Annotated in this window: 19 protein-coding genes; 12 read left to right on the top strand and 7 right to left on the bottom strand. The window is 73.0% G+C overall.

Translation table 11 applies throughout. The features are described from left to right. Positions 1–85: 85 nt before the first annotated feature. The 6 genes from ACYVNR_RS05740 to ACYVNR_RS05715 all read left to right on the top strand — a co-directional run bounded on the left by ACYVNR_RS05740 (position 86) and on the right by ACYVNR_RS05715 (position 6,529). Entirely contained in the window at positions 86–1,414 is a 1,329-nt protein-coding gene (locus tag ACYVNR_RS05740; protein ID WP_458798602.1) for a cation:proton antiporter domain-containing protein, read from the top strand. A 512-nt stretch (positions 1,415–1,926) separates the two neighbouring features. After that, positions 1,927–2,604 carry a hypothetical protein gene (locus ACYVNR_RS05735; RefSeq protein ID WP_461047189.1) on the top strand — a complete coding sequence of 226 codons (678 nt, stop codon included), beginning with the start codon at positions 1,927–1,929 and terminating at the stop codon, positions 2,602–2,604. A gap of 1 nt (position 2,605) precedes the next feature. Next, positions 2,606–3,094 (top strand): pyridoxamine 5'-phosphate oxidase family protein, encoded by a 489-nt coding sequence (locus ACYVNR_RS05730; RefSeq protein ID WP_052677394.1) that lies wholly within the window; start codon positions 2,606–2,608, stop codon positions 3,092–3,094. A 69-nt stretch (positions 3,095–3,163) separates the two neighbouring features. Beyond that, on the top strand, positions 3,164–5,137 hold the full coding sequence (locus ACYVNR_RS05725; RefSeq protein ID WP_461048283.1) for a sensor histidine kinase: 1,974 nt from the start codon (positions 3,164–3,166) through the stop codon (positions 5,135–5,137). After that, positions 5,113–5,862 (top strand): response regulator, encoded by a 750-nt coding sequence (locus ACYVNR_RS05720; protein WP_461047186.1) that lies wholly within the window; start codon positions 5,113–5,115, stop codon positions 5,860–5,862. The genes ACYVNR_RS05725 and ACYVNR_RS05720 overlap by 25 nt, the downstream gene beginning before the upstream one ends. A 277-nt stretch (positions 5,863–6,139) precedes the next feature. Beyond that, positions 6,140–6,529 carry an ANTAR domain-containing protein gene (locus ACYVNR_RS05715; RefSeq protein ID WP_458798606.1) on the top strand — a complete coding sequence of 130 codons (390 nt, stop codon included), beginning with the start codon at positions 6,140–6,142 and terminating at the stop codon, positions 6,527–6,529. A 20-nt stretch (positions 6,530–6,549) separates the two neighbouring features. Here the strand turns inward: ACYVNR_RS05715 and ACYVNR_RS05710 are convergent, their stop codons facing one another. Continuing rightward, on the bottom strand, positions 6,550–7,248 hold the full coding sequence (locus tag ACYVNR_RS05710; RefSeq protein ID WP_461047184.1) for a class I SAM-dependent methyltransferase: 699 nt from the start codon (positions 7,246–7,248) through the stop codon (positions 6,550–6,552). 199 nt (positions 7,249–7,447) lie between these two features. Further along, entirely contained in the window at positions 7,448–8,287 is an 840-nt protein-coding gene (locus ACYVNR_RS05705; protein ID WP_461047182.1) for an aldo/keto reductase, read from the bottom strand. Between the two features lie 233 nt (positions 8,288–8,520). Between ACYVNR_RS05705 and ACYVNR_RS05700 the strand changes: the two genes are divergently transcribed. Genes ACYVNR_RS05700 through ACYVNR_RS05690 form a run of 3 tightly spaced genes read left to right on the top strand, consistent with a single transcriptional unit; the run spans position 8,521 to position 12,198 of the window. Then, entirely contained in the window at positions 8,521–9,552 is a 1,032-nt protein-coding gene (locus ACYVNR_RS05700) for an iron ABC transporter substrate-binding protein (protein WP_458798608.1), read from the top strand. A 1-nt stretch (position 9,553) separates the two neighbouring features. Then, on the top strand, positions 9,554–11,134 hold the full coding sequence (locus ACYVNR_RS05695) for an ABC transporter permease (RefSeq protein WP_461047179.1): 1,581 nt from the start codon (positions 9,554–9,556) through the stop codon (positions 11,132–11,134). Further along, a complete protein-coding gene (locus tag ACYVNR_RS05690) occupies positions 11,131–12,198 on the top strand; it encodes an ABC transporter ATP-binding protein (protein ID WP_461047178.1) in 1,068 nt (355 codons plus the stop codon). The genes ACYVNR_RS05695 and ACYVNR_RS05690 overlap by 4 nt, the downstream gene beginning before the upstream one ends. A gap of 116 nt (positions 12,199–12,314) precedes the next feature. Here the strand turns inward: ACYVNR_RS05690 and ACYVNR_RS05685 are convergent, their stop codons facing one another. After that, positions 12,315–12,761 carry a hypothetical protein gene (locus ACYVNR_RS05685; protein WP_045191970.1) on the bottom strand — a complete coding sequence of 149 codons (447 nt, stop codon included), beginning with the start codon at positions 12,759–12,761 and terminating at the stop codon, positions 12,315–12,317. A 201-nt stretch (positions 12,762–12,962) separates the two neighbouring features. Between ACYVNR_RS05685 and ACYVNR_RS05680 the strand changes: the two genes are divergently transcribed. The 3 genes from ACYVNR_RS05680 to ACYVNR_RS05670 are packed head-to-tail and all read left to right on the top strand — an operon-like array spanning position 12,963 to position 14,148. Continuing rightward, positions 12,963–13,202 (top strand): hypothetical protein, encoded by a 240-nt coding sequence (locus ACYVNR_RS05680; RefSeq protein ID WP_045191972.1) that lies wholly within the window; start codon positions 12,963–12,965, stop codon positions 13,200–13,202. Further along, the gene (locus ACYVNR_RS05675; protein WP_458798611.1) at positions 13,199–13,912 is read left to right on the top strand and encodes an RNA polymerase sigma factor; all 714 of its coding nucleotides are present in this window, start codon (positions 13,199–13,201) and stop codon (positions 13,910–13,912) included. The genes ACYVNR_RS05680 and ACYVNR_RS05675 overlap by 4 nt, the downstream gene beginning before the upstream one ends. Then, complete coding sequence (locus ACYVNR_RS05670; RefSeq protein WP_045191973.1) at positions 13,909–14,148, top strand: hypothetical protein; 240 nt, start codon at positions 13,909–13,911, stop codon at positions 14,146–14,148. The genes ACYVNR_RS05675 and ACYVNR_RS05670 overlap by 4 nt, the downstream gene beginning before the upstream one ends. Positions 14,149–14,256: 108 nt before the next feature. Here the strand turns inward: ACYVNR_RS05670 and ACYVNR_RS05665 are convergent, their stop codons facing one another. The 4 genes from ACYVNR_RS05665 to ACYVNR_RS05650 all read right to left on the bottom strand — a co-directional run bounded on the left by ACYVNR_RS05665 (position 14,257) and on the right by ACYVNR_RS05650 (position 18,242). Further along, entirely contained in the window at positions 14,257–15,258 is a 1,002-nt protein-coding gene (locus ACYVNR_RS05665) for a helix-turn-helix transcriptional regulator (RefSeq protein ID WP_461047175.1), read from the bottom strand. Between the two features lie 366 nt (positions 15,259–15,624). Further along, positions 15,625–16,113, bottom strand: a complete 489-nt coding sequence (gene bfr / locus ACYVNR_RS05660) for a bacterioferritin (protein ID WP_045191974.1) — start codon at positions 16,111–16,113, stop codon at positions 15,625–15,627. Beyond that, positions 16,100–16,306, bottom strand: coding sequence for a (2Fe-2S)-binding protein (locus ACYVNR_RS05655; RefSeq protein WP_045191975.1), 207 nt, complete (start codon positions 16,304–16,306; stop codon positions 16,100–16,102). The genes bfr and ACYVNR_RS05655 overlap by 14 nt, the downstream gene beginning before the upstream one ends. A gap of 82 nt (positions 16,307–16,388) precedes the next feature. Next, positions 16,389–18,242, bottom strand: coding sequence for a TIM barrel protein (locus tag ACYVNR_RS05650; RefSeq protein WP_461047172.1), 1,854 nt, complete (start codon positions 18,240–18,242; stop codon positions 16,389–16,391). Positions 18,243–18,251 lie beyond the last annotated feature (9 nt).

The following is an 18,251-nucleotide window of genomic DNA, read 5'->3' as shown; positions in this document are numbered from 1 at the left end:
CGCCGGCGATGGTCGAGCCGCCGCGACGGGTAGGTGCATCGGGTCACCACTTCGAGGAGCCCAGCGTGTCTGCCGTGCCGTCGCCATGTCGATCAACCTGATCTACCTCATCGCCGGCGCGGCGATGTTCCTCGCAGCTGTCCTCCCCACCGTGCTCGACCGCTATGCCGTCTCGGCCGCGATGGTGCTCCTCGTCCTGGGGATGGGCATCGGCCTGCTGCCGCTGCCCGAGGGGATGCGCCTCGACCCCCTCGTCATCAGGGCCCAGGTCGAGCGCATCACGGAGTTCACCATCCTCGTGGCGCTCATGGGCGTCGGTCTCGCGATCGACCGGTCCTTCGAATGGCGCCGTCGGTCGGCATGGGCGTCGTGGTCGTCGACGTGGCGGCTGCTCGCGATCGCGATGCCCCTGACGATCGCGTCGGTTGCCCTGCTCGGCTGGTGGGTCGGCCTCGCGCCCGCCGCAGCCCTGCTGCTCGGTGCCGCGCTGTCGCCCACCGACCCGGTGCTGGCGAGCGACGTCCAGGTCGAGGGCCCTCGAGTCGAGACCGACGAGACGGACGACTCCGACGACGAGGCGCTCGGCGAACCCGTCGACGAGAAGGACGACGTCCGCTTCTCACTCACCTCCGAGGCCGGGCTCAACGACGGCCTGGCGTTCCCGTTCGTCACCGCCGCCGTGCTGCTCGCGTCGGCCGGGAGCGCCGGCTCGTGGGTCGCCGGCTGGTTCGCGTGGGACCTCGTGGGCAAGGTCGTCGTCGGCGTCATCGTGGGTGTCGCAGTCGGCTGGGGCCTTGCCCGCATCGCCTTCCGGTCGCCGCGACGCTCACTCCGTCTCGCCGAGCAGGGTGAGCCCCTGCTCGCGCTCGCCGCCCTCGTCATGACCTACGGCGTGAGCCAGCTCGTCGGCGGCTACGGCTTCGTCTCGGTCTTCGCCTGCGGGCTGACGCTGCGGGCGGCCGAGCGCAACCACCACTACCACCGCTCGATGCACGAGGTGGTGCAGCGCCTCGAGCGGCTGCTCACGCTCATCATCCTGCTCATGCTCGGCATGGCCATGACCAAGGGAGTCCTCGACGAGCTCGACTGGCGAGGCGTGCTCATCGCCCTGTCACTCGTCTTCGTGCTGCGCCCGCTCGCCGGCTGGGTCAGCCTGCGGGTGCGGGCCCGCGGCAGCGACCTCCCCGGCGGCCTCGGCCGGCACGAGGCGCTCGCCACCGCCTTCTTCGGCGTCCGCGGGGTCGGCTCGCTCTACTACCTCGCGTTCGCGGCCGGTGAGCACTCCTTCCCCGAGGAGCGGTGGCTGTGGTCGACGACGGCTTTCACCATCCTCGTCTCGGTCATGGTGCACGGCGTCCTCGCGACGCCCGTCATGCGCTACCTCGACCGGCACCGCGACGCCGTGGCCTCCTGACCGACCGGGACGACAGGACCGGCCCCGGGGAGATCCCCCTCCGCGGGGCCGGTCGTGAACTGACCTCAGGCGACCTACCCTCCCCGGGGTCCTCGCCTGTGGACGGAGGTGGCGCAACGTGACCGTTCCTGTCGGCAGCTCCGGGCACGTGCCTCGACAAAGGCCCAGTGCCACGCGAACCGGCTGATCCCCCGTTCCCCCGAGCGGTCCGCGCCCACGACGGTCCGGCCCGTCCTCGCGGACGGGTTCACGTGCCGTTCCCCACCACTGCCGCCGCACGTGACGGGCCGTGTGCCGTCGATCCCTGCCTGCCAGGTGGTCCCGGCCACGTCGCTCACCTCCTGCTCCATCGTGCGGCGGCCGAGGTGTCCCGAGACAGGTGCTTCCGACCTGTCCGGGTCGGGACCTTCGGCCCGAACCGCTGCGACCTTCGTCCGTGTCGCGGGGCCCTGCTCACGTCGCACCATCGAGGAGGCGTCAGGCCCGGCGCCCCACACCGACCGGGAGAGCCCATGTGCACCGTCCTCATCACGTACTCGACCCCGCCGCCTCCGGCTGCCGGCGGGGTGCCCGAAGACCGGGACCCCCACGACGACACCGACGTCGCCTCCGTGCAGCTCATGATCGCGGGCATCGACGAGGCCGTCGCCGAGACGATCGCGACGGGGCTCGCGCGGGCCGGGCACCAGGTCACCTGCCGGCCGTGCGTCGCGAAGACCACCACCGAGCGGGGCTTCGACCTCGTCGTGGTCGTGGACCACCTGCACGTCACCCACCACAGCTACACGGCGTGGCCGCGCGTCAGCGGCGGCGCGGAGGGGACCCCGCCGTATGCCGCCGGTCAGGCCGGCGCCGCCGCCACCCCGGGCGTACGGGAGCACGAGACCGCTGCCGCCGGCCGTGCCGCCCAGCTGGGACAGGCGACGATCCCCATGACATGGTGCGCGGACTTCCGGGCGGTCGAGGCCTGGGGGCAGAGCATCGCCGACCACCTCGTCCGCTTCCTCGAGCTGCGGGCCGAGCTCGTGCGCCTCCGGGCCGAGCTCGTGCGCTGCAAGGCGCTGCTCAAGGCCGTGACCCCCGAGCCGCGGGCGGCATCCGCCGTCGAGCTCGGCCGCCCGGTCGGCGGGGGCCGACCGCTGCACGCCGGCGAGCGCCGCGCCGCCCAGGCCAGACCCGGAAGGAGCTGAGATGACCATGACCCAGCACCCCGTCACCCAGGGACGAGGCGGGCCGCCGGCCAGGCGGTCCGGCCGACGACCAGCCAGCACCGACCTCAGCCCCGCCGACTGCCAGGCGCTCCTGGAGTCACGCAGCATCGGCCGCATCGGCTGGACGGCCGGGGACGGCCCGCAGATCTTCCCCGTCAGCTACGCCTGCGTCGCCGACCTCATCGTGTTCCGCACGTCGCCCTTCGGCGTCCTGTCGGAGCTGGTGCGTCCCGCCCAGGTCGTCTTCGAGGTCGACGAGCTCGACGAGCGGGCCCAGTCCGGGTGGAGCGTCATCGCGCGCGGGCGCGCCCAGGCCGTGGCGTCCCCCGCGCTGCTCACCCACCTGTGGACCGTCGACGGTGCCGAGCCGTGGGCGGCCGGCACCCGCAACCTCTTCATCGGCATCGAGGTGGAGCGTCTCACCGGGCGCACGTTCGGGGCCCGTCGGCCGCCCTCGGCCGGCCGATGACGCTGCCGGCCGCCGTGCGCGCGGGCGCCAGCAAAGGCCCACGCCCGCGGGAGCTCGGTCCTAGCCTTGGTGCATGAGGCCGGCGCCGGCGAGAACCACCCGCACGAGCGGGTCGTGCTGCCCGTGGCGCCGGTGGACGGCGGCCTCCTGATGGTCGAGACCGTCACGCCCGGGCCGACCGGCCCGCACTCGTCGGAGGACCGCCTCCGCGGCCTGCTCGCCGCCAACCGGTCCGTCGTGTCCGAGCTGGCGCTGCCCGCCGTCCTGCGGCGCATCGTCGAGGCCGCGAGAACGGTCTCCGGCGCGGACTACGCGGCGCTGGGGGTCATCGGCGCCGACGGCCGGCTCGAGCAGTTCGTGCACTCCGGGATGGACCCTTCCACCGTCGAGCAGGTCGGGCACCTACCCACCGGCGTGGGCGTCCTCGGGGCCGTCATCGACGAGGCGGCCCCGATCCGGCTGCACTCGATCTCCGCCGACCCCCGCGCGAGCGGCTTCCCGCCTGGACACCCGCCGATGCGGACGTTCCTCGGGGTGCCGGTGCGCTCACGCGGGCAGGTCTACGGCAACCTCTACCTGGCCGACCGGTTCGACGGTGCGGACTTCAGCTCCGACGACGAGGACCTCGTCGTCGCACTCGCCGCGAGCGCCGGCATCGCCATCGAGAACGCCCGGCTCTACGAGGAGTCGCGGCGCCGGCAGGAGTGGCTGCGCGCCTCGGCGGAGATCAGCCGCGACCTGCTCCGCCCCCGGCTCGGCGAGGCGGTGCTCGTGCGCATCGCCGATGCCGTGCTGCGGCTCGCGGATGCCGACGCGGCCACGATCGACCTGCCCGTCCGACGGCAGCCCGGGGACGGAGCCGGCACGTCGTCGTCGGCTCGTGCACCCTCGCGGCCGCCGTATGCCGCTGAACCCGTCGCCGCGCCCGTGGGCGAGCCCGTCGTCGAGCTCGTCGAGCTCGTCGTCGAGGTCGCGCGGGGAGCCGGCGCCGAGACCCGCGTCGGCACCTCGTACGCCGCCTCGTCGTCGCTCGCCGGAAGGGCCATGCGCGAGCGCCGGGCCGTGGTGACCGCCCCGGCCCCCGGTGAGGCCGAGGCAGGTTCCGGCGTCGACGGCGACCAGGACGGCTCCGAGGGGGCGGCGATGGCGTGCCCGCTCGTCGGCGACGCGGGCGTGCGCGGCGCCGTCGTCGTGACGCGGCGCCCCGGTCGGGCCGCCTTCAGCGCCGCGGACGTCGAGATGGCCGAGCAGCTCGCCACGCACGCAGCCGTGGCCCTGGAGCTCGCCGACCGTCGCGCGGACGAGGAACGGGTCGCCATCCTCGAGGACCGGCACCGGATCGCCCGGGACCTGCACGACCACGTCATCCAGCGGATCTTCGCCATCGGCCTCACCCTCGACTCGGTGGCCGAGCGCAGCGACGGGGCGCACGGCGCCGCCTCCGACGCGCCCGCCGTGCGCGAGATCCTGGGTCGGGCCGTCGAGGACCTCGACGAGACGATCCGGCAGATCCGGGCGTCCATCTTCGAACTCCAGGAACCGACCGGCGTCACCGCCTCGCGGGCGCGCCTGCGCGAGGTCGTCTCCGCAGCGGCCGCACCCCTCGGGTTCGAGCCCTCGCTGCGCCTCGACGGACCCGTGTCGAGCGTGCTCGAAGCCAGCCTGCTGCACGACGTGACGGCGGTGCTGCGCGAGGCCCTGACCAACGTCGTCAAGCACGCCGGAGCACAGGCGGTCGACGTCCGCGTGGCGGTGGCCGACGGGGCTCTCTCCGTCGAGGTCACCGACGACGGGCCGTGCGGTCGGACCGCTGCGAGGGGCGAGCGGCCGATGGGCGAGCGGCCGATGGGCGAGCGGCCGATGGGCAGCGACGTGACTCGGCGGCCCGGGGAGGACCTGACTGCCGTGGGTGAGCCGGCGCCGCCCCGGCATCGCGGACTCGCCAACCTCACGAGCCGGGCGGTGGCCCGCGGCGGCACCTGCTCCCTGCTATCCGACGAGAGGACGACGGTGCTGACATGGACGGCCCGGCTGGACCTGTGACGCGACAGCCCGCGACCGGCGCGACCGGCGCGCCCGGCCACGATCCCGTCACGGTCTTCCTGCTCGACGACCACGAGATCGTGCGCCGCGGGCTCGTCGACCTGCTCGAGTCGCACCACGGCTTCACGGTCGTCGGTGAGGCCGGCACGGCCGCCGAGGCCCTGCGGCGCATCCCGCTCCTCGCTCCCGACGTCGCGCTCCTCGACGCCCGCCTGCCCGACGGCAACGGCATCGACGTCTGTCGCGAGGTCCAGGTCAGCAGCCCTGGCACGCGGTGTCTCATCCTCACCTCGTACGACGACGACGACGCGCTGTTCGCTGCCGTGATGGCGGGCGCGTCCGGCTACCTGCTCAAGCAGATCCGCGGCACGTCGCTGACCGAGGCGGTGGCGCACGTCGCGGCAGGTCACTCGCTCATCGACCCGACACTCGTCGAGCGTCTCCTCGACCGCTTGCGCCGCCCCGAGGCCGAGACCGGTGCGGGAACCGACTCGGGCGCGCAGTCCGGCCCGCCGCACCATGTGGCCCCGCTCACCGACCGCGAGCAGGAGATCCTCACCCTCATCGCAGAGGGACTGACGAACCGCCAGATCGGCGAGCGGCTCTACCTGGCCGAGAAGACCGTGAAGAACTACGTCTCGGGCCTGCTCGCCAAGCTCGGATTCGAACGACGCACCCAGGCAGCGGTGTACGGCGCGCAGCACCGCGACGAGTCTGGTCGCTGACGACGGTTCGGCCCACCCGGCGCAGACGGTCGGGTGACCTCTCGGCCGGGCTCGAGGTCACCGCCGTGTAACGATCCTGCGCGTGCCGCGATGGAACGACTGAGGCGGCACCCGATCCCCCGAGCGGGTGCCGCCTCGCTCTGTGCCCGCAGGCGGGTGCGGAGCCGACTGCCTACCTCGCTGTTTCTCATGTGGCGCCCTCGGTCCCCTAGGCTGGATGCTCACCTGTTGCGGTCTAGCCCTGGCCGGCGACGGGGATCTCGTAGGAAGTCAGCTGATGGAGCCGCACGAGACCGCCGGTGCGTCCCGCGGGTCTGCGATGGGCGAAGGACCCGAGTCCGTCGTTCCCGATCGAGCCGAGGTGACCGCCCACGTCGACGCCGTCTTCGCGACGTCACCGGGCGCGTCACGGCTGACGCCCGTCGAGGCGTACCTCCTCGAGGCCCTGGAGCGGCTCGACACTGCCGAGACGAAGGCCTCCCAGCTCGAGACCGCACTGGGGCACAGCCGCGAGATCGGCGCCGCCATCGGGGTCCTCATGGCGCTGCGCAAGCTGACCCGCGACCAGGCCTTCGACCTGCTGCGCCGGGCGAGCATGGCCCAGAACGTCAAGGTGCACGTGCTCGCCGCCCGCGTCGTCGAGACGGGTTCCACCGACCCCGGCTGACGCACCCGGCAGAGCCCGTCTCAGTGTGCTTCGAGCACGAAGAAGATGAAGCAGATGAAGGCGGACCGGTCGCCGAGGTCCGGCGGCAGCAGCTCACGGGGCGTGTCCGGCGAAAAGGGGGGCTCGCTGATCCGCGCGATGCGGAAGCCCGCCCCGGTGAACGCGTCGGACATGGCGTGCAGGGGCCGGTGCCAGTAGGTCAGCACGGCCTGCTGGTCGCCGAACGTGTACTCCTCGGAGTACTTCGTGACGGCGAAGTAGTCGGCCTCGGGCGCGCTCGACTCGAGAATGCGAGGGTGGTTGACCGACAGGAGGAGCCGCCCGCCCGGCTTGAGGATGCGGCGCAGCTCGGCGAGCGGCTCGGTCCAGTCCTCGAGGTAGTGCAGGACGAGTGAGACGACGACGTCGTCGAACTCACCGTCGGCGTACGGGAGCGGTTCACTGAGATCGGCCACCCGCAGCTCGGCGTCGTCCCCGAGTCGTTCGCGTGCCAGCTCGAGCATGGCGACGCTGGAGTCGAAGCCCGACACGTCGGCACCTCGTGCACGGAGGTCGTCGAAGAGTGGACCGGAACCGCACCCTGCGTCGAGCACCCGGCGACCGCGCACGTCGCCGGCGAGCTGGATCATCGCCGGTCGCGCGTAGTAGTTGTTGAAGAGGCCCGCCTCGTTCGCCGTCGCGTAGCTCCGGGCGAAGCTGTCGTAGTGGTCGGCCCTCATCCAGTCCCCCATTCGTCGTGACTCCGGCGCGCCCCGGCCGGGCGACCCGGGCAAGCCTCGCACGGCCCGAGCGGTCCCGCCTGCCCAAGCCGGCGGGAGGCAGCGGAAGTCGTCGGGCCGGCCCCACCGGGAGCTCGGCGCGTAGTAGCCCGTGACGTGGTAGCCCCACGGGGGGACGAACGGGTGGGGGCCACGCTCCTCACATCTCCTCGTGCGTGTCGGGGTCACCACCGAAGAGCCGACCGTCCTTGCGGCCCAGGGCCGAGATCGCGGCCATCTCGGCGTCGTCGAGCTCGAAGCCGAAGACGTCGAGGTTGGCCCGCTGCCGCTCGGGGTCTGCCGACTTGGGCAGCGGCAACGCACCGAGCTGCACCTGCCACCGCAGGATCGCCTGCGCCGGGGTGACGCCGTGCGCCTCTGCTGCGGCCGCGACGGGGTCGGCGCCGAACGGGGCGTTGCGCTTGCCCAGAGGACTCCAGCTCTCGGTGCGGATCCCGAGGCGGTCGTGCACGGCCCTCAGCTGCTCCTGCGGGAAGAGCGGGTGCAGCTCCACCTGGTTGACGACCGGCACGACACCGGTGGCGTCGATGATCTCGGTGAGGTGCTTCTCGGTGAAGTTGCTGACGCCGACCGACCGCACGAGGCCCCGCTCGCGGCACTCGACGAGGGCGCGGTAGGCGTCGACGTAGAGGCCGACGCTCGGGTTGGGCCAGTGGATGAGGGCGACGTCGAGCTGGTCGATGCCGAGCCGCTCGAGCGTGCCCTCGACCGAGGCGACGGCCTTGTCGAAGGCGTGGTCGCGCCCGGGCACCTTGCTCTGCACGACGAGGTCCTCGCGGGCGATCCCCGAGCGGCGGATCGCCTCGCCGACCTCGGCCTCGTTGCCGTAGTTCACGGCCGTGTCGAGCAGCCGGTACCCGGCCTCGACGGCCGACACCATCGCGCGGATGCCGTCCTCGCCCGTGAGCGGGTAGGTGCCGAAGCCGATCGCCGGGATCGACGTGCCGTCGTTGAGGGTGTGCGTGGGAACCGTCGTCATGTCGCCAACCTACGGTGCTCGCCGCGGCCTTCGCGAGGGTCGTCCCACCCGGACGGGCCCGCTCGGCGCGTCTCACCGAACGGGCCGATTGGGACGATGACGGCTGATTGAATAAGGTAAGGCGAACCTAAGCGAACACGTCGGCCGTCGACGCGACCGACACCCCCGAGACCGGGCGTCCGTGTCGACGCCGCCCCGCGCGCCTCCGGTCTCGGCGACCCGATGGAGGACCCGTGACCACCCGACGCACCGCTCTCGTCGCCGGACTGGGCGCCGCAGCCATGCTCGCCCTGTCCGCCTGCGGCAGCAGCCTCGAGGCGGGCGAGGAGCTCGACCCGGGCAAGCTGACGATCTACAGCGCCCAGCACGAGAACCTCACCGACGCATGGGCCAAGGCGTTCAAGGAGAAGACGGGCGTCGACGTGCAGATCCGCTACGGCGGCGACTCGGCCATGGCGGCCCAGCTCGTGCAGGAGGGCCAGCGCTCCCCCGCCGACGTCTTCCTCACCGAGAACTCCCCGGCCATGACCACCGTGCAGAACGCGAACCTGCTGGCGCCGGTCACGCCTGCGACGCTGGGCCAGGTCGGCAAGGAGTACGCGCCGTCGACCGGCAAGTGGGTCGGCATCGCGGCCCGCTCGACCGTGCTCGTCTACAACCCCAGCAAGATCTCCGAAGCACAGCTGCCCACGTCGATCATGGACCTCCAGAAGCCGGAGTGGTCGGGCCGCTGGGGCGCGGCCGCGGGCGGCGCCGACTTCCAGGCGATCGTCTCGGCCATCGCCGCCCTCGAGGGCAAGGACAAGACGGCGGCCTGGCTCAAGGGACTCAAGGACGGCGCCAAGATCTACAACAACAACATCGCCGTCATGAAGGCCGTCAACGCCGGCGAGGTGCCGGTCGGCATCATGTACCACTACTACTGGTACCGCGACCAGGCGCTCAGCAAGGACGGCAGCGGCAACACGAAGCTGCACTACTTCAAGAACCAGGACCCCGGCGCCTTCGTCAGCCTCTCGGGCGGCGGCGTGCTCGCGTCGAGCAAGCACGCGGCCGACGCCCAGAAGTTCCTCGCCTTCGTCACGGGCAAGGAGGGGCAGGGCATCCTCGCGTCCAGCGACGCCAAGGAGTACGCCGTCGGCACGGGTGTCGAGTCCGACCCGGCCCTGCCCAAGCTCGCCTCGCTCGAGGCCCCGCCCGTCGACCCCTACACGCTCAACGGTCCCGAGGTCATCTCGATGATGACCGAGGCGGGCATCCTCTGACGTGAGTGCCTACGTGCTCGGACGCAGCTCCACCCGCAGGCCCGGTCGCCACTGGCGACCGGGCTCCGTGGCGTCCCGGCTCGTGGCCGGGCTGGTCGCGCTCGTCTGCTGCACGCCGCTCGTCGTCATCGTCACCAAGGCCCTCGCCGTCGGCCCCGAGAAGGCGGCCCAGCTGCTGTGGCGCCCGCGGGTGGGTGAGCTCCTCGGCAACACGCTGTCGCTTGTCGTGCTGACGGTGTCGATCACCGTCGTGCTCGGGGTGGCCGCGGCGTGGCTCGTCGAGCGCACCGACCTGCCGTTGGCGGGTCTGTGGCGGGTCGTGCTCGTGTGCCCGCTGGCGGTCCCGGCCTTCGTCAACGCGTACGCGTGGGTGTCGATTCGACCCGACCTCAACGGCCTGACGGGCGCGGTGCTCGTCACCTCTCTCTCGTACTTCCCTTTCGTCTTCCTCCCCGTCGCTGCGGTCCTGCGCGGGCTCGACCGCAGCCTCGAGGACACGGCCCGCTCTCTCGGCCTCGGCCCGTGGCGGGCGTTCCTGCGCGCGACGCTGCCGCAGCTGCGCCCGGCCCTCATGGGCGGCGCCCTGCTCGTCGCCCTGCACCTGCTCGCCGAGTTCGGGGTGCTCGCGCTCGTGCGCTTCCCGACGTTCACGACGGCGATCCTCGACCAGTACCAGGTGGCCTTCGACGACGCGGCGGGCAGCGTGCTGGCCTCGGCGCTGCTGGCCCTCTGCCTCGCCTTCCTCACCATCGACCTCGTGAGCCGCGGGCGCGCCCGGCACGCGCGACTCGGCCGCGGCACCCCGCAGCGACCCACGCCGGTTCGCCTCGGCCGCCTGACGCCGGTGGCCCTCGGCGGCATCGGGCTGCTGGTGCTGCTCGCCATCGTGGTGCCGGTCGGCAGCATCGGCAGGTGGCTCGTCATGGGCGCCGACTCCCTGTCGGCCGGCGACCTGCTCGGCCCGGTGTGGAGCAGCCTGCGTCTCGCAGCCACCGCCGCGGTGCTGACGACCGTGGCCGCCTTCCCGGTCGCGTGGCTCGTCGTGCGGGCGACCGACCGCTTCGACCGGTGGGTCGCGGTGGCCGTCGAACGCTCCACCTACCTCGCCTCGTCACTGCCCGGTGTCGTCGTCGCGCTCGCCCTCGTCGGGCTGGCCGTGCGCTATCTGCCGTCCGTCTACCAGACGTCGGCGCTGCTCGTCCTGGCGTATGCCGTCCTCTTCGTCCCGCGCGCCATGGTCTCGATCCGCGCGGCCCTCGCCCACCTGCCGCCCGAGCTGGGCGACGCGGCGCGGGCCCTCGGTGACAACCCGGTTCGCGCGTTCCTGCGGGTCCAGCTGCCGCTCGTGCTGCGCGGCACGCTGGCCGGTTTCGCCCTCGTCTTCATCGCGGTCTCCACGGAGCTGACCGCGACGCTGCTGCTCGCCCCCACGGGCACGCGCACCCTGGCCACGGCCTTCTGGGCCGCGAGCGAGTCGCTCGACTACGCTGCCGCTGCTCCGTACGCCGCCGCCCTCGTCATCCTGTCGGCGCCGGTGACCTACCTGCTCATGCGACGAACGGAGGAGGTGACCGCGACGTGAGCGAGGTCCGCATCACCGATGTCACGGCATCCCACAACGGCCAGCCCGTGCTGCGGGGCATCGACCTGCACGTGCCCGAGGCCTCCACGACGGTCATCCTCGGCCCGTCGGGCTGCGGCAAGACGACGCTGCTGCGCGTCATCGCCGGCTTCCAGGCGCCCGACAGCGGTTCGGTCGCCCTCGGCGACGACGTCGTCGTCGGGCCGGGCCTGTGGCGGGCCCCCGAGCGACGCGGCGTGGGCTACGTCGCGCAGGAGGGCAACCTCTTCCCGCACCTCAGCGTCGGGGCCAACGTCGTCTACGGCCTCGACCGTGCGGCCCGTCGCGACACGGCGCGCCTGGGCGAGCTGCTGCGTCTCGTCGGGCTCGACGTGAGCCTCGCCGACCGCCGGCCCGACCAGCTCTCGGGTGGCCAGCAGCAGCGCGTCGCGCTCGCCCGTGCTCTCGCGCGCCGGCCCAAGGTGCTGCTGCTCGACGAGCCCTTCTCGTCGCTCGACGCGGCGCTGCGCACCTCGACGCGCGAGGCCGTCGCCGACGTGCTGCGCCGCCAAGGCGTCACGTCGATCCTCGTCACCCACGACCAGTCCGAGGCGCTGTCGATGGCCGACCAGGTCGCGATCATGCACGACGGGCGCTTCTCGCAGGTGGGCTCGCCGGCCGACGTCTACGACCGTCCCGCCGACACCCGGTCGGCCGGGTTCCTCGGCGACGCGGTGACGCTCGCCGGCCGGGCCGACGCCGGAACCGTGCGCCACGCGCTCGGGGTCGTCTCGGTGGAGCACGTGCCCGACGGACCCGTCGACGTGCTGCTGCGTCCCGAGCAGATCGCGCTCGTGGCCCAGGGCTCCGGCCGTCCCGCCACCGTGCTCTCGTCGACCTACTTCGGGCACGATGCCCTCATCGACCTCGACCTCGGCACCGAAGCGCGCGACGGCGACCCCGCCGGCGCACCCGCAATCGTGCGGGCCCGGGTGCGCGGGCAGGACGTGCCGCCGGCCGGCACCGTCGTCAGCCTCCAGCTGCTCGGCGAGCCGCTCGTCTTCCCGCACCCGACCAGCGCCTGAGAGCGGTCCCGGCCGGCCGTCCGGCCGGGACCAGACCCGACGGCGCGGGCGCCCCCGTCGGGACGGGCGAATGCCGTCCGGCCCGACGGGGCGCGCTCGACCACCTCTTCGGCGACCTACGAGCGGCGCAGCGGCCAGAGGGTGGGCCGCGGGTCGAAGCGCGTGGCGAGGCGCTGCAGGGCGACCGCTGCCAGCAGCAGCCCGAAGTCGCGCAGGGCGACGTCGTAGAAGCCCGGGACGAGCAGCAGGTTGACGATGATGCCGGCGAGCCAGGCCGCGACCACGACAGCACCGAGGCGCGGGTGCAGGAACACGACGATCCCCGCGACGACCTCGATGACGCCGACGGCATACATGGCCTGGTGCGGCGTGACGGGCAGCGGGTCCGACAGCACGGGCGCGAGGTAGCGGTCCCACTGCACCAGCAGGTTGGTGAACTTGTCGAGGCCGAACACGATCGGTGCGACCGTGAAGGCGGCGCGCAGCACGGCGTACGCCTGGTACGTCGCGTCGCTGCGCGCGTGGGATGTCGGGGCCCCTGTGGGGCTGAGGGTCGTGGCCATGCTGACCTCCAGGGTCGGTCTCCAGGTCGTCCTCCCGTGGCGGCAGCCCGTGACGCGGGCAGGCAGCGGTGGGAGGCTTGCACCGTGTTGGCGGCACGGACGGGCACGCGTCTTACCGGCGGGAGCAGACGCTCCGACCGTGGCCACGCCCTGCTGCGCGGGCCGGGTAAGACCGGGACGGCTGCCTGCAGCCAACGAGGCATGACCATCCAGCAGACCAGCCACAGGGCGCCGTGCCTCTCGCCCGGCCCGCCGCTCGACGTCGTCGCGTGGCGCGTGTGCCGGCTGCGCGAGGCCGGCTTCCCGGCCGCTCTCGCGGAGGCGCTGGCGCGCCAGCGGGTCGACCTGCACGCGCTGCTCCAGCTCGTCGACGCCGGCTGCCCGCCCGAGCTCGCCGCCCGCATCCTCGCCCCCGCCGACGACCCCCGGGGGTCCCGGTGACCGCCCTGAGCCGGGACGACCTCCCCCCACCCGGCGGCGGACCGGGCACGACGACCCGCCCGGTCCCCCCGGGCGGGCTCGCCGGGTCGGCACGCACCGAGCCCGTCGACTGGGTCGTGGCGCTCTCGACACCCGGCCCGGAGCAGCAGCACGCACTGCGGCTGCTGCACCAGCTCATGGTGCGGGCGGCCGCCCACCAGGTCTGGCGCCTGCGTCACGCCCTGCCCGACGACTCCCCAGCCGCGGTCGAGGTCGTCGTGCAGCAGGCCGCCGACGAGGCCATGACCGCCCTGCTCGGCAAGCTGCACAGCTTCGAGGGCCGCAGCCGGTTCACCACGTGGGCCTTCAAGTTCGCGATCCTGCAGGCCTCGTCCGACGTGCGACGCCTCCAGTGGCGGCGCCGCGAGGTGGAGCTGCGCGACCTCGACCTCGGCACGATACCCGCCTCCGACCACGACGACGCCGAGCACTCCGCCGAGGCCGCCGACCTCGCGAGCGCGCTCGCCCGCGCGATGAGCACCGCGCTGACGCCCTACCAGCGCCGCATCGCGGTGGCCCTCCTCGTCGACGAGGTGCCCATCGACGTGCTGGCCGAGCGGCTCGGCACCAACCGGGGCGCCCTCTACAAGACCCTGCACGAGGCCCGCCGCCGGCTCCGCGCCGAGCTCACGGAGCGGGGCTACCTCTCCCCCACCGGAGGCGCCCGATGACCACCCCCCGACCCCGTTCGCCGCTGCCACCCCGTGCCGTCGACGCGCTGCTGGTCGACACGACGCCCTGGCTGTCGTGCGACGAGTGCTTCGAGCGCATGGACGTCCACGTCGAGGCGGTCCTCGCCGACCCGCACCACCACGACGCTGCGATGGAGCACCACCTGCTCGGCTGCGCGGCCTGCGCCGACGAGGCGCGCTCCCTGCTCGACCTGCTGCGCTCAGGCACCGCCTGAGACTCGAGCCGTATGCCGCCGCGCGCGCCAGTACGTCCCGGCGGGACGGCATACGGCCGGGGACGCGTGGTCCGGTCGGCCCGCGGTCGGTCGGCGGTCAGCCTGCGGTCAGTCCTCCGTCAGCCCGACGGGCCCCGGACGCCCGTGGACGAGCCACCGCAGCTCGCTGCGGTGCTGCAGCCCGAGCTTGCCCAGTGCCGACGAGATGTGCGTCTTGACCGTGGCGGTGCCGATGTCGAGGGCGCGGGCGATGCCGGCGTTGCCCGGGTCTCCGGTGCGGCTCGTCACGAGGGCGACGACGTCGCGCTCGCGCGGCGAGAGACCCTCGAGCGGGTCGGGGCGCGCCTCACCGGGCCCGTCGACGGAGGCGTGCTGGCCCACCCGCGTGATGATGGCGGCCTGCACCTCGAAGCAGCGCCGGCTCAGCGCTGCGAGCCGCGCGTCGAGCGTGCCGTCCGCAGTCAGTGCGTCGAGCTCGTCGCGCAGCTCGTCGATCTCGGTGGCCATTCCGGTCAGCGCCGACGACGTGCGGTTGACCGCCAGGAGGGCGCCGGCCCGGCCGTCGTCCTCCAGCTCGGGGTAGACGAGGCTGAGGTCGAGGCGGCGTCCGGGATCGGCGGCCTGCACCCGGTCGAGCACGACACCCGCGAGCCACGTCATCGCGGTGACCACCTCGTCGGTGAAGACCGAGGGCGTGTCGCTCAGGGCGCCGATGATGCCGACGAGCCCGTCCTCGCCGATCATCGGGACGATCGCGGCATCCGCCGAGAGCTCGTCGTCGCCGAACCGCACGCCACGGTTGAGCAGCGCCCCGTCGTCGTCGCGGAAGCGGTACGGCTTGTGCGACGCCGCGATCCAGGCGACCACCCCACCCGGGCCGTACGTCAGGCTGCCCGTCTCGAGGTAGTGACCGTTGCTGAACAGGTAGGGGTAGGAGATGCGTCGGTCGCGGTCCTTGACGAGGGCGATGTAGAAGTCGTCCACGGGTGCGATCGCCGACACCGCGGCCCGGCACGCGTCATAGACGCCGAAGACGTCGCCGCGCCCCACCTCGTGCATCTTCTGGTCGGCGTGGCGCAGGGCGCGCACTACGGGGTCGCTGAGCGGCACGGTGCCAAGGCTAGTCCGCCGACGGCCCGATTTCTCCCGATGCCGGGGAGGGCTTCTCCCCCGAAGGGGGATGGCCTCTGTCCGCCGCCGGCTGATCCTCCGCCGCGAGCGGATGGGTGATGCTTGCCCTGCCGGTCGACGGTTCCGTGTGACTCGACGACCGGGCGGGAGTCACGTGGTTGCTCCGGGGGGAGCGACCACGGCGTCCGGCGCAGGGGACCTGGCGCCGCCGGTGACCGATCCGCCCGGCTCGGGCCATTGCGGTCGCCCGGCCCCAGGCGTTCGTGGAGGGGCGCAGGGGGCCGGGCCACAACCGGGTCGCAACCGGGTCACAGCCGGGTCACGCGCCGTCCATCACCCCTGGGGTCACTCGGGCCCCTCACCGGCGGTCAGGTGCTGCGACAGGTACGCCGCCGCGCCCAGGCGGCCGAGTGCGTCGACCTGGGTCTCGAACCAGTCCGCGTGGCGCTCCTCGTCGCGGACCATCTCCTCGAAGACGCTCGCGGTGCCGTGGTCGCCGAGCTCGTGGCACTCCTTGGCCGCGGCGTTGAACTGGGCCACGGCCGCCTTCTCGCTCTCGAGGCCGAGCGCCAGCATCTCCTCCGGCGTCTCGCCGATGTGGATGGCACCCAGCTTCTGCACGTTGGGGTGACCGTCGAACATGAGGATCCGGTTGATGAGGTCGTCGGCATCGCGCATCTCGTCGATCGACAGGTCGTAGAAGACCTTGCCGAGCTTGGGAAAACCCCAGTTGTCGAGCATGCGGGCATGCAGGAAGTACGTGTTCGTGACCGTCAGCTCGAAGGTCAGGGCGTCGTTGAGGAGCTCCGTGACGCGAGGGCTAGCTGGCTGCACCTTCCACCTCCAGGAATGTGTCTCGCTGGGCCTGCTCATGCTGGCAGATGACCCGCCGCACAGAGAAGACGCACGAGCCACAGTCCTGGCCGGCACCGGTGGTCTGGCAGACGTACGAGAGGTTGTGGGCTCCCGCTTCGACGGCACGCACGACGTCGCCGTCGCTCACGGCCGCGCACTGACAGATGATCACGTCGATAAGGTAAGGCTTACCTCAGCGCCTGTCGAGTCCGGCCCAGCGGTCGGACACCTCAGCACTTTTCTTGCAGCCGGCCTCACAGCCACGGGGTCGCCGCCTGGGAGGCGAGGCGGACGGGCGTGTTCGCCGCCCCGAACCCGCGGTAGCCACCGCGACGCTCGAGCAGCTCGACGTAGAAGCGGCCGGCGACGAGCGGGGTGTAGAGGTGGAAGAGCTCGCCCCCCGCGTCGTCGCGGTCATAGAGCACGCCGAGCCGGCGCAGGCGCGAGACGAGCGCCGGGTCGGGGTCGAGCCGTGCGGCGAGGTCGTCGTAGTACGCGTCCGGCACCGGCAGGAGCGGCGTCCCCGCCCCGCGCAGCACCTCGGCGCGGTCGAGCAGGTCGGTGCACGCGTACGCCAGCTGGTTGACCCCCGTCCACGTGGGCACCCCGGGGGCCCGCACCGCGATGTTGAGCACCACCCGCAGCGAGCCCGCCTCGGGCTGGAGGACGCGACTGCGCAGGCGGCCGGCGGGGTCGATGAACTCGCTGACGGGTCCGGGCCTCAGGCCGAGCAGCGTGCGGTGGAAGGAGACCTCGGCGTCGGAACGGTCGGTGTCGATCGCGAAGCCGATGTGGTCGAGCCCTCCCCAGCCGTCGTCGGCGAGCGGGGAGGCTGCGAGCGGCTGGCCGTCGAGGTGCACCTCGACGCCGGCCGGGCTGCGGGTGGCCCGCACCCGCCGAGCGCCCTCCGTGGCCTCGACGACGGGCCAGTGCAGCGCCTGGGCGCGGGCCGGCAGGTCGGACTCGGCGTCACCGCTGACGCCGATCGCCGCGACGTGCGGACGCTGGGCCGCCGCGGAGCGGCGCAGCTCGAGGTCGGAGCGCGCGTCGAGGACGACCACCGCCTCGCCGTTGCGCAGGACGGTGCGGTCCGGCGCGCCGGACGTGTCGGCGCCGCCCTCGTCGGCCGTGAACCCAAGGCTCGTGAAGAAGCCGAGCGTGCGGGAGTCGCCGGGTGCGACCGCCAGCTCCACGACGTCCACGGTGGGCGCGGTCGGTGCCGGCGGCGGGTCGAACAGCTCGACACGCGGTCGCCGCCCGCGGTCCGACGCCTCGGGCGCGTCGACGCCGTCCCACCTGCGACGCAGCTGCTCCTCGAGGTGCAGCAGCGACCGCATCGCGTCGCGCGCCGTGTCGCGGGGGTCGGCCTCGCGCACGATGTCGCTGAAGACCTCGAGCGAGAGCGGGCCGCGGTAGCCGGCCTCGACGCAGGCGCCGACGACCCCCTCGACGTCGAGCACCCCCTGGCCCGGGAAGCAGCGGTGGTGGCGGCTCCACTCGAGGACGTCCATGCTGAGGCCGTGCGCGTCGGCGATCTGGACGAAGGCGATGCGGTCCCCGGCGAGGCCCGCGAGCGCCTCGGGCCCGTCACCGCGCGCGAGCAGGTGGAAGGTGTCGACGGCGACCCCGACGTTGGCGAGGTCGGCCTTCTCGACGATGTGCCGCGCCTGACCGAACCGGTTGACGTGGGTGCCCCAGGCCAGTGCCTCGTAGGCCAGCGTGAAGCCGTGTTCGGCGGCGACGGCACCGACCGCGCCGAGCTGCTCGGCCGTGAGGTCGGGGTCGTCGACGGAGGCCGGGTGCACGGCGGAGCACACGAGGGCACGGGTCGCACCGAGCCTTTCCATCAGCTCGAACTTGGCGCGGGCGAAGCGCAGCCGGTCGGTGAAGACGTCGGGGGTGAGGCCGACGAGGTCACGCAGCGGCTGGAAGAGGTCGATGTCGAGGCCGAGGTCGGCGCACCGTCGGGCGATCGCCTCCGGCCCGAGCGGCGACGACACGACGTCGGCGTCGAAGAGCTCCACCGAGTCGAAGCGCGCCGCGGCGATGGCCTCGAGCTTGACGTCCAGGCTGCCGCTGATCGAGACGGTTGCGATTCCCTTGCGCATCAGTGCTCC

Source organism: Terrabacter koreensis (genome assembly GCF_054783315.1).
This window is presented reverse-complemented; position numbering and strand designations above follow the sequence as displayed.

Bases quoted from the DNA above. Each gene is read 5' to 3' on its own strand.
- ACYVNR_RS05740 (WP_458798602.1), top strand. From the start codon at position 86: ATGTCGATCAACCTGATCTACCTCATCGCCGGCGCGGCGATGTTCCTC.
- ACYVNR_RS05735 (WP_461047189.1), top strand. From the start codon at position 1,927: ATGTGCACCGTCCTCATCACGTACTCGACCCCGCCGCCTCCGGCTGCC.
- ACYVNR_RS05730 (WP_052677394.1), top strand. From the start codon at position 2,606: ATGACCATGACCCAGCACCCCGTCACCCAGGGACGAGGCGGGCCGCCG.
- ACYVNR_RS05720 (WP_461047186.1), top strand. From the start codon at position 5,113: ATGGACGGCCCGGCTGGACCTGTGACGCGACAGCCCGCGACCGGCGCG.
- ACYVNR_RS05715 (WP_458798606.1), top strand. From the start codon at position 6,140: ATGGAGCCGCACGAGACCGCCGGTGCGTCCCGCGGGTCTGCGATGGGC.
- ACYVNR_RS05710 (WP_461047184.1), bottom strand. From the start codon at position 7,248: ATGAGGGCCGACCACTACGACAGCTTCGCCCGGAGCTACGCGACGGCG.
- ACYVNR_RS05705 (WP_461047182.1), bottom strand. From the start codon at position 8,287: ATGACGACGGTTCCCACGCACACCCTCAACGACGGCACGTCGATCCCG.
- ACYVNR_RS05685 (WP_045191970.1), bottom strand. From the start codon at position 12,761: ATGGCCACGACCCTCAGCCCCACAGGGGCCCCGACATCCCACGCGCGC.
- ACYVNR_RS05680 (WP_045191972.1), top strand. From the start codon at position 12,963: ATGACCATCCAGCAGACCAGCCACAGGGCGCCGTGCCTCTCGCCCGGC.
- ACYVNR_RS05670 (WP_045191973.1), top strand. From the start codon at position 13,909: ATGACCACCCCCCGACCCCGTTCGCCGCTGCCACCCCGTGCCGTCGAC.
- ACYVNR_RS05650 (WP_461047172.1), bottom strand. From the start codon at position 18,242: ATGCGCAAGGGAATCGCAACCGTCTCGATCAGCGGCAGCCTGGACGTC.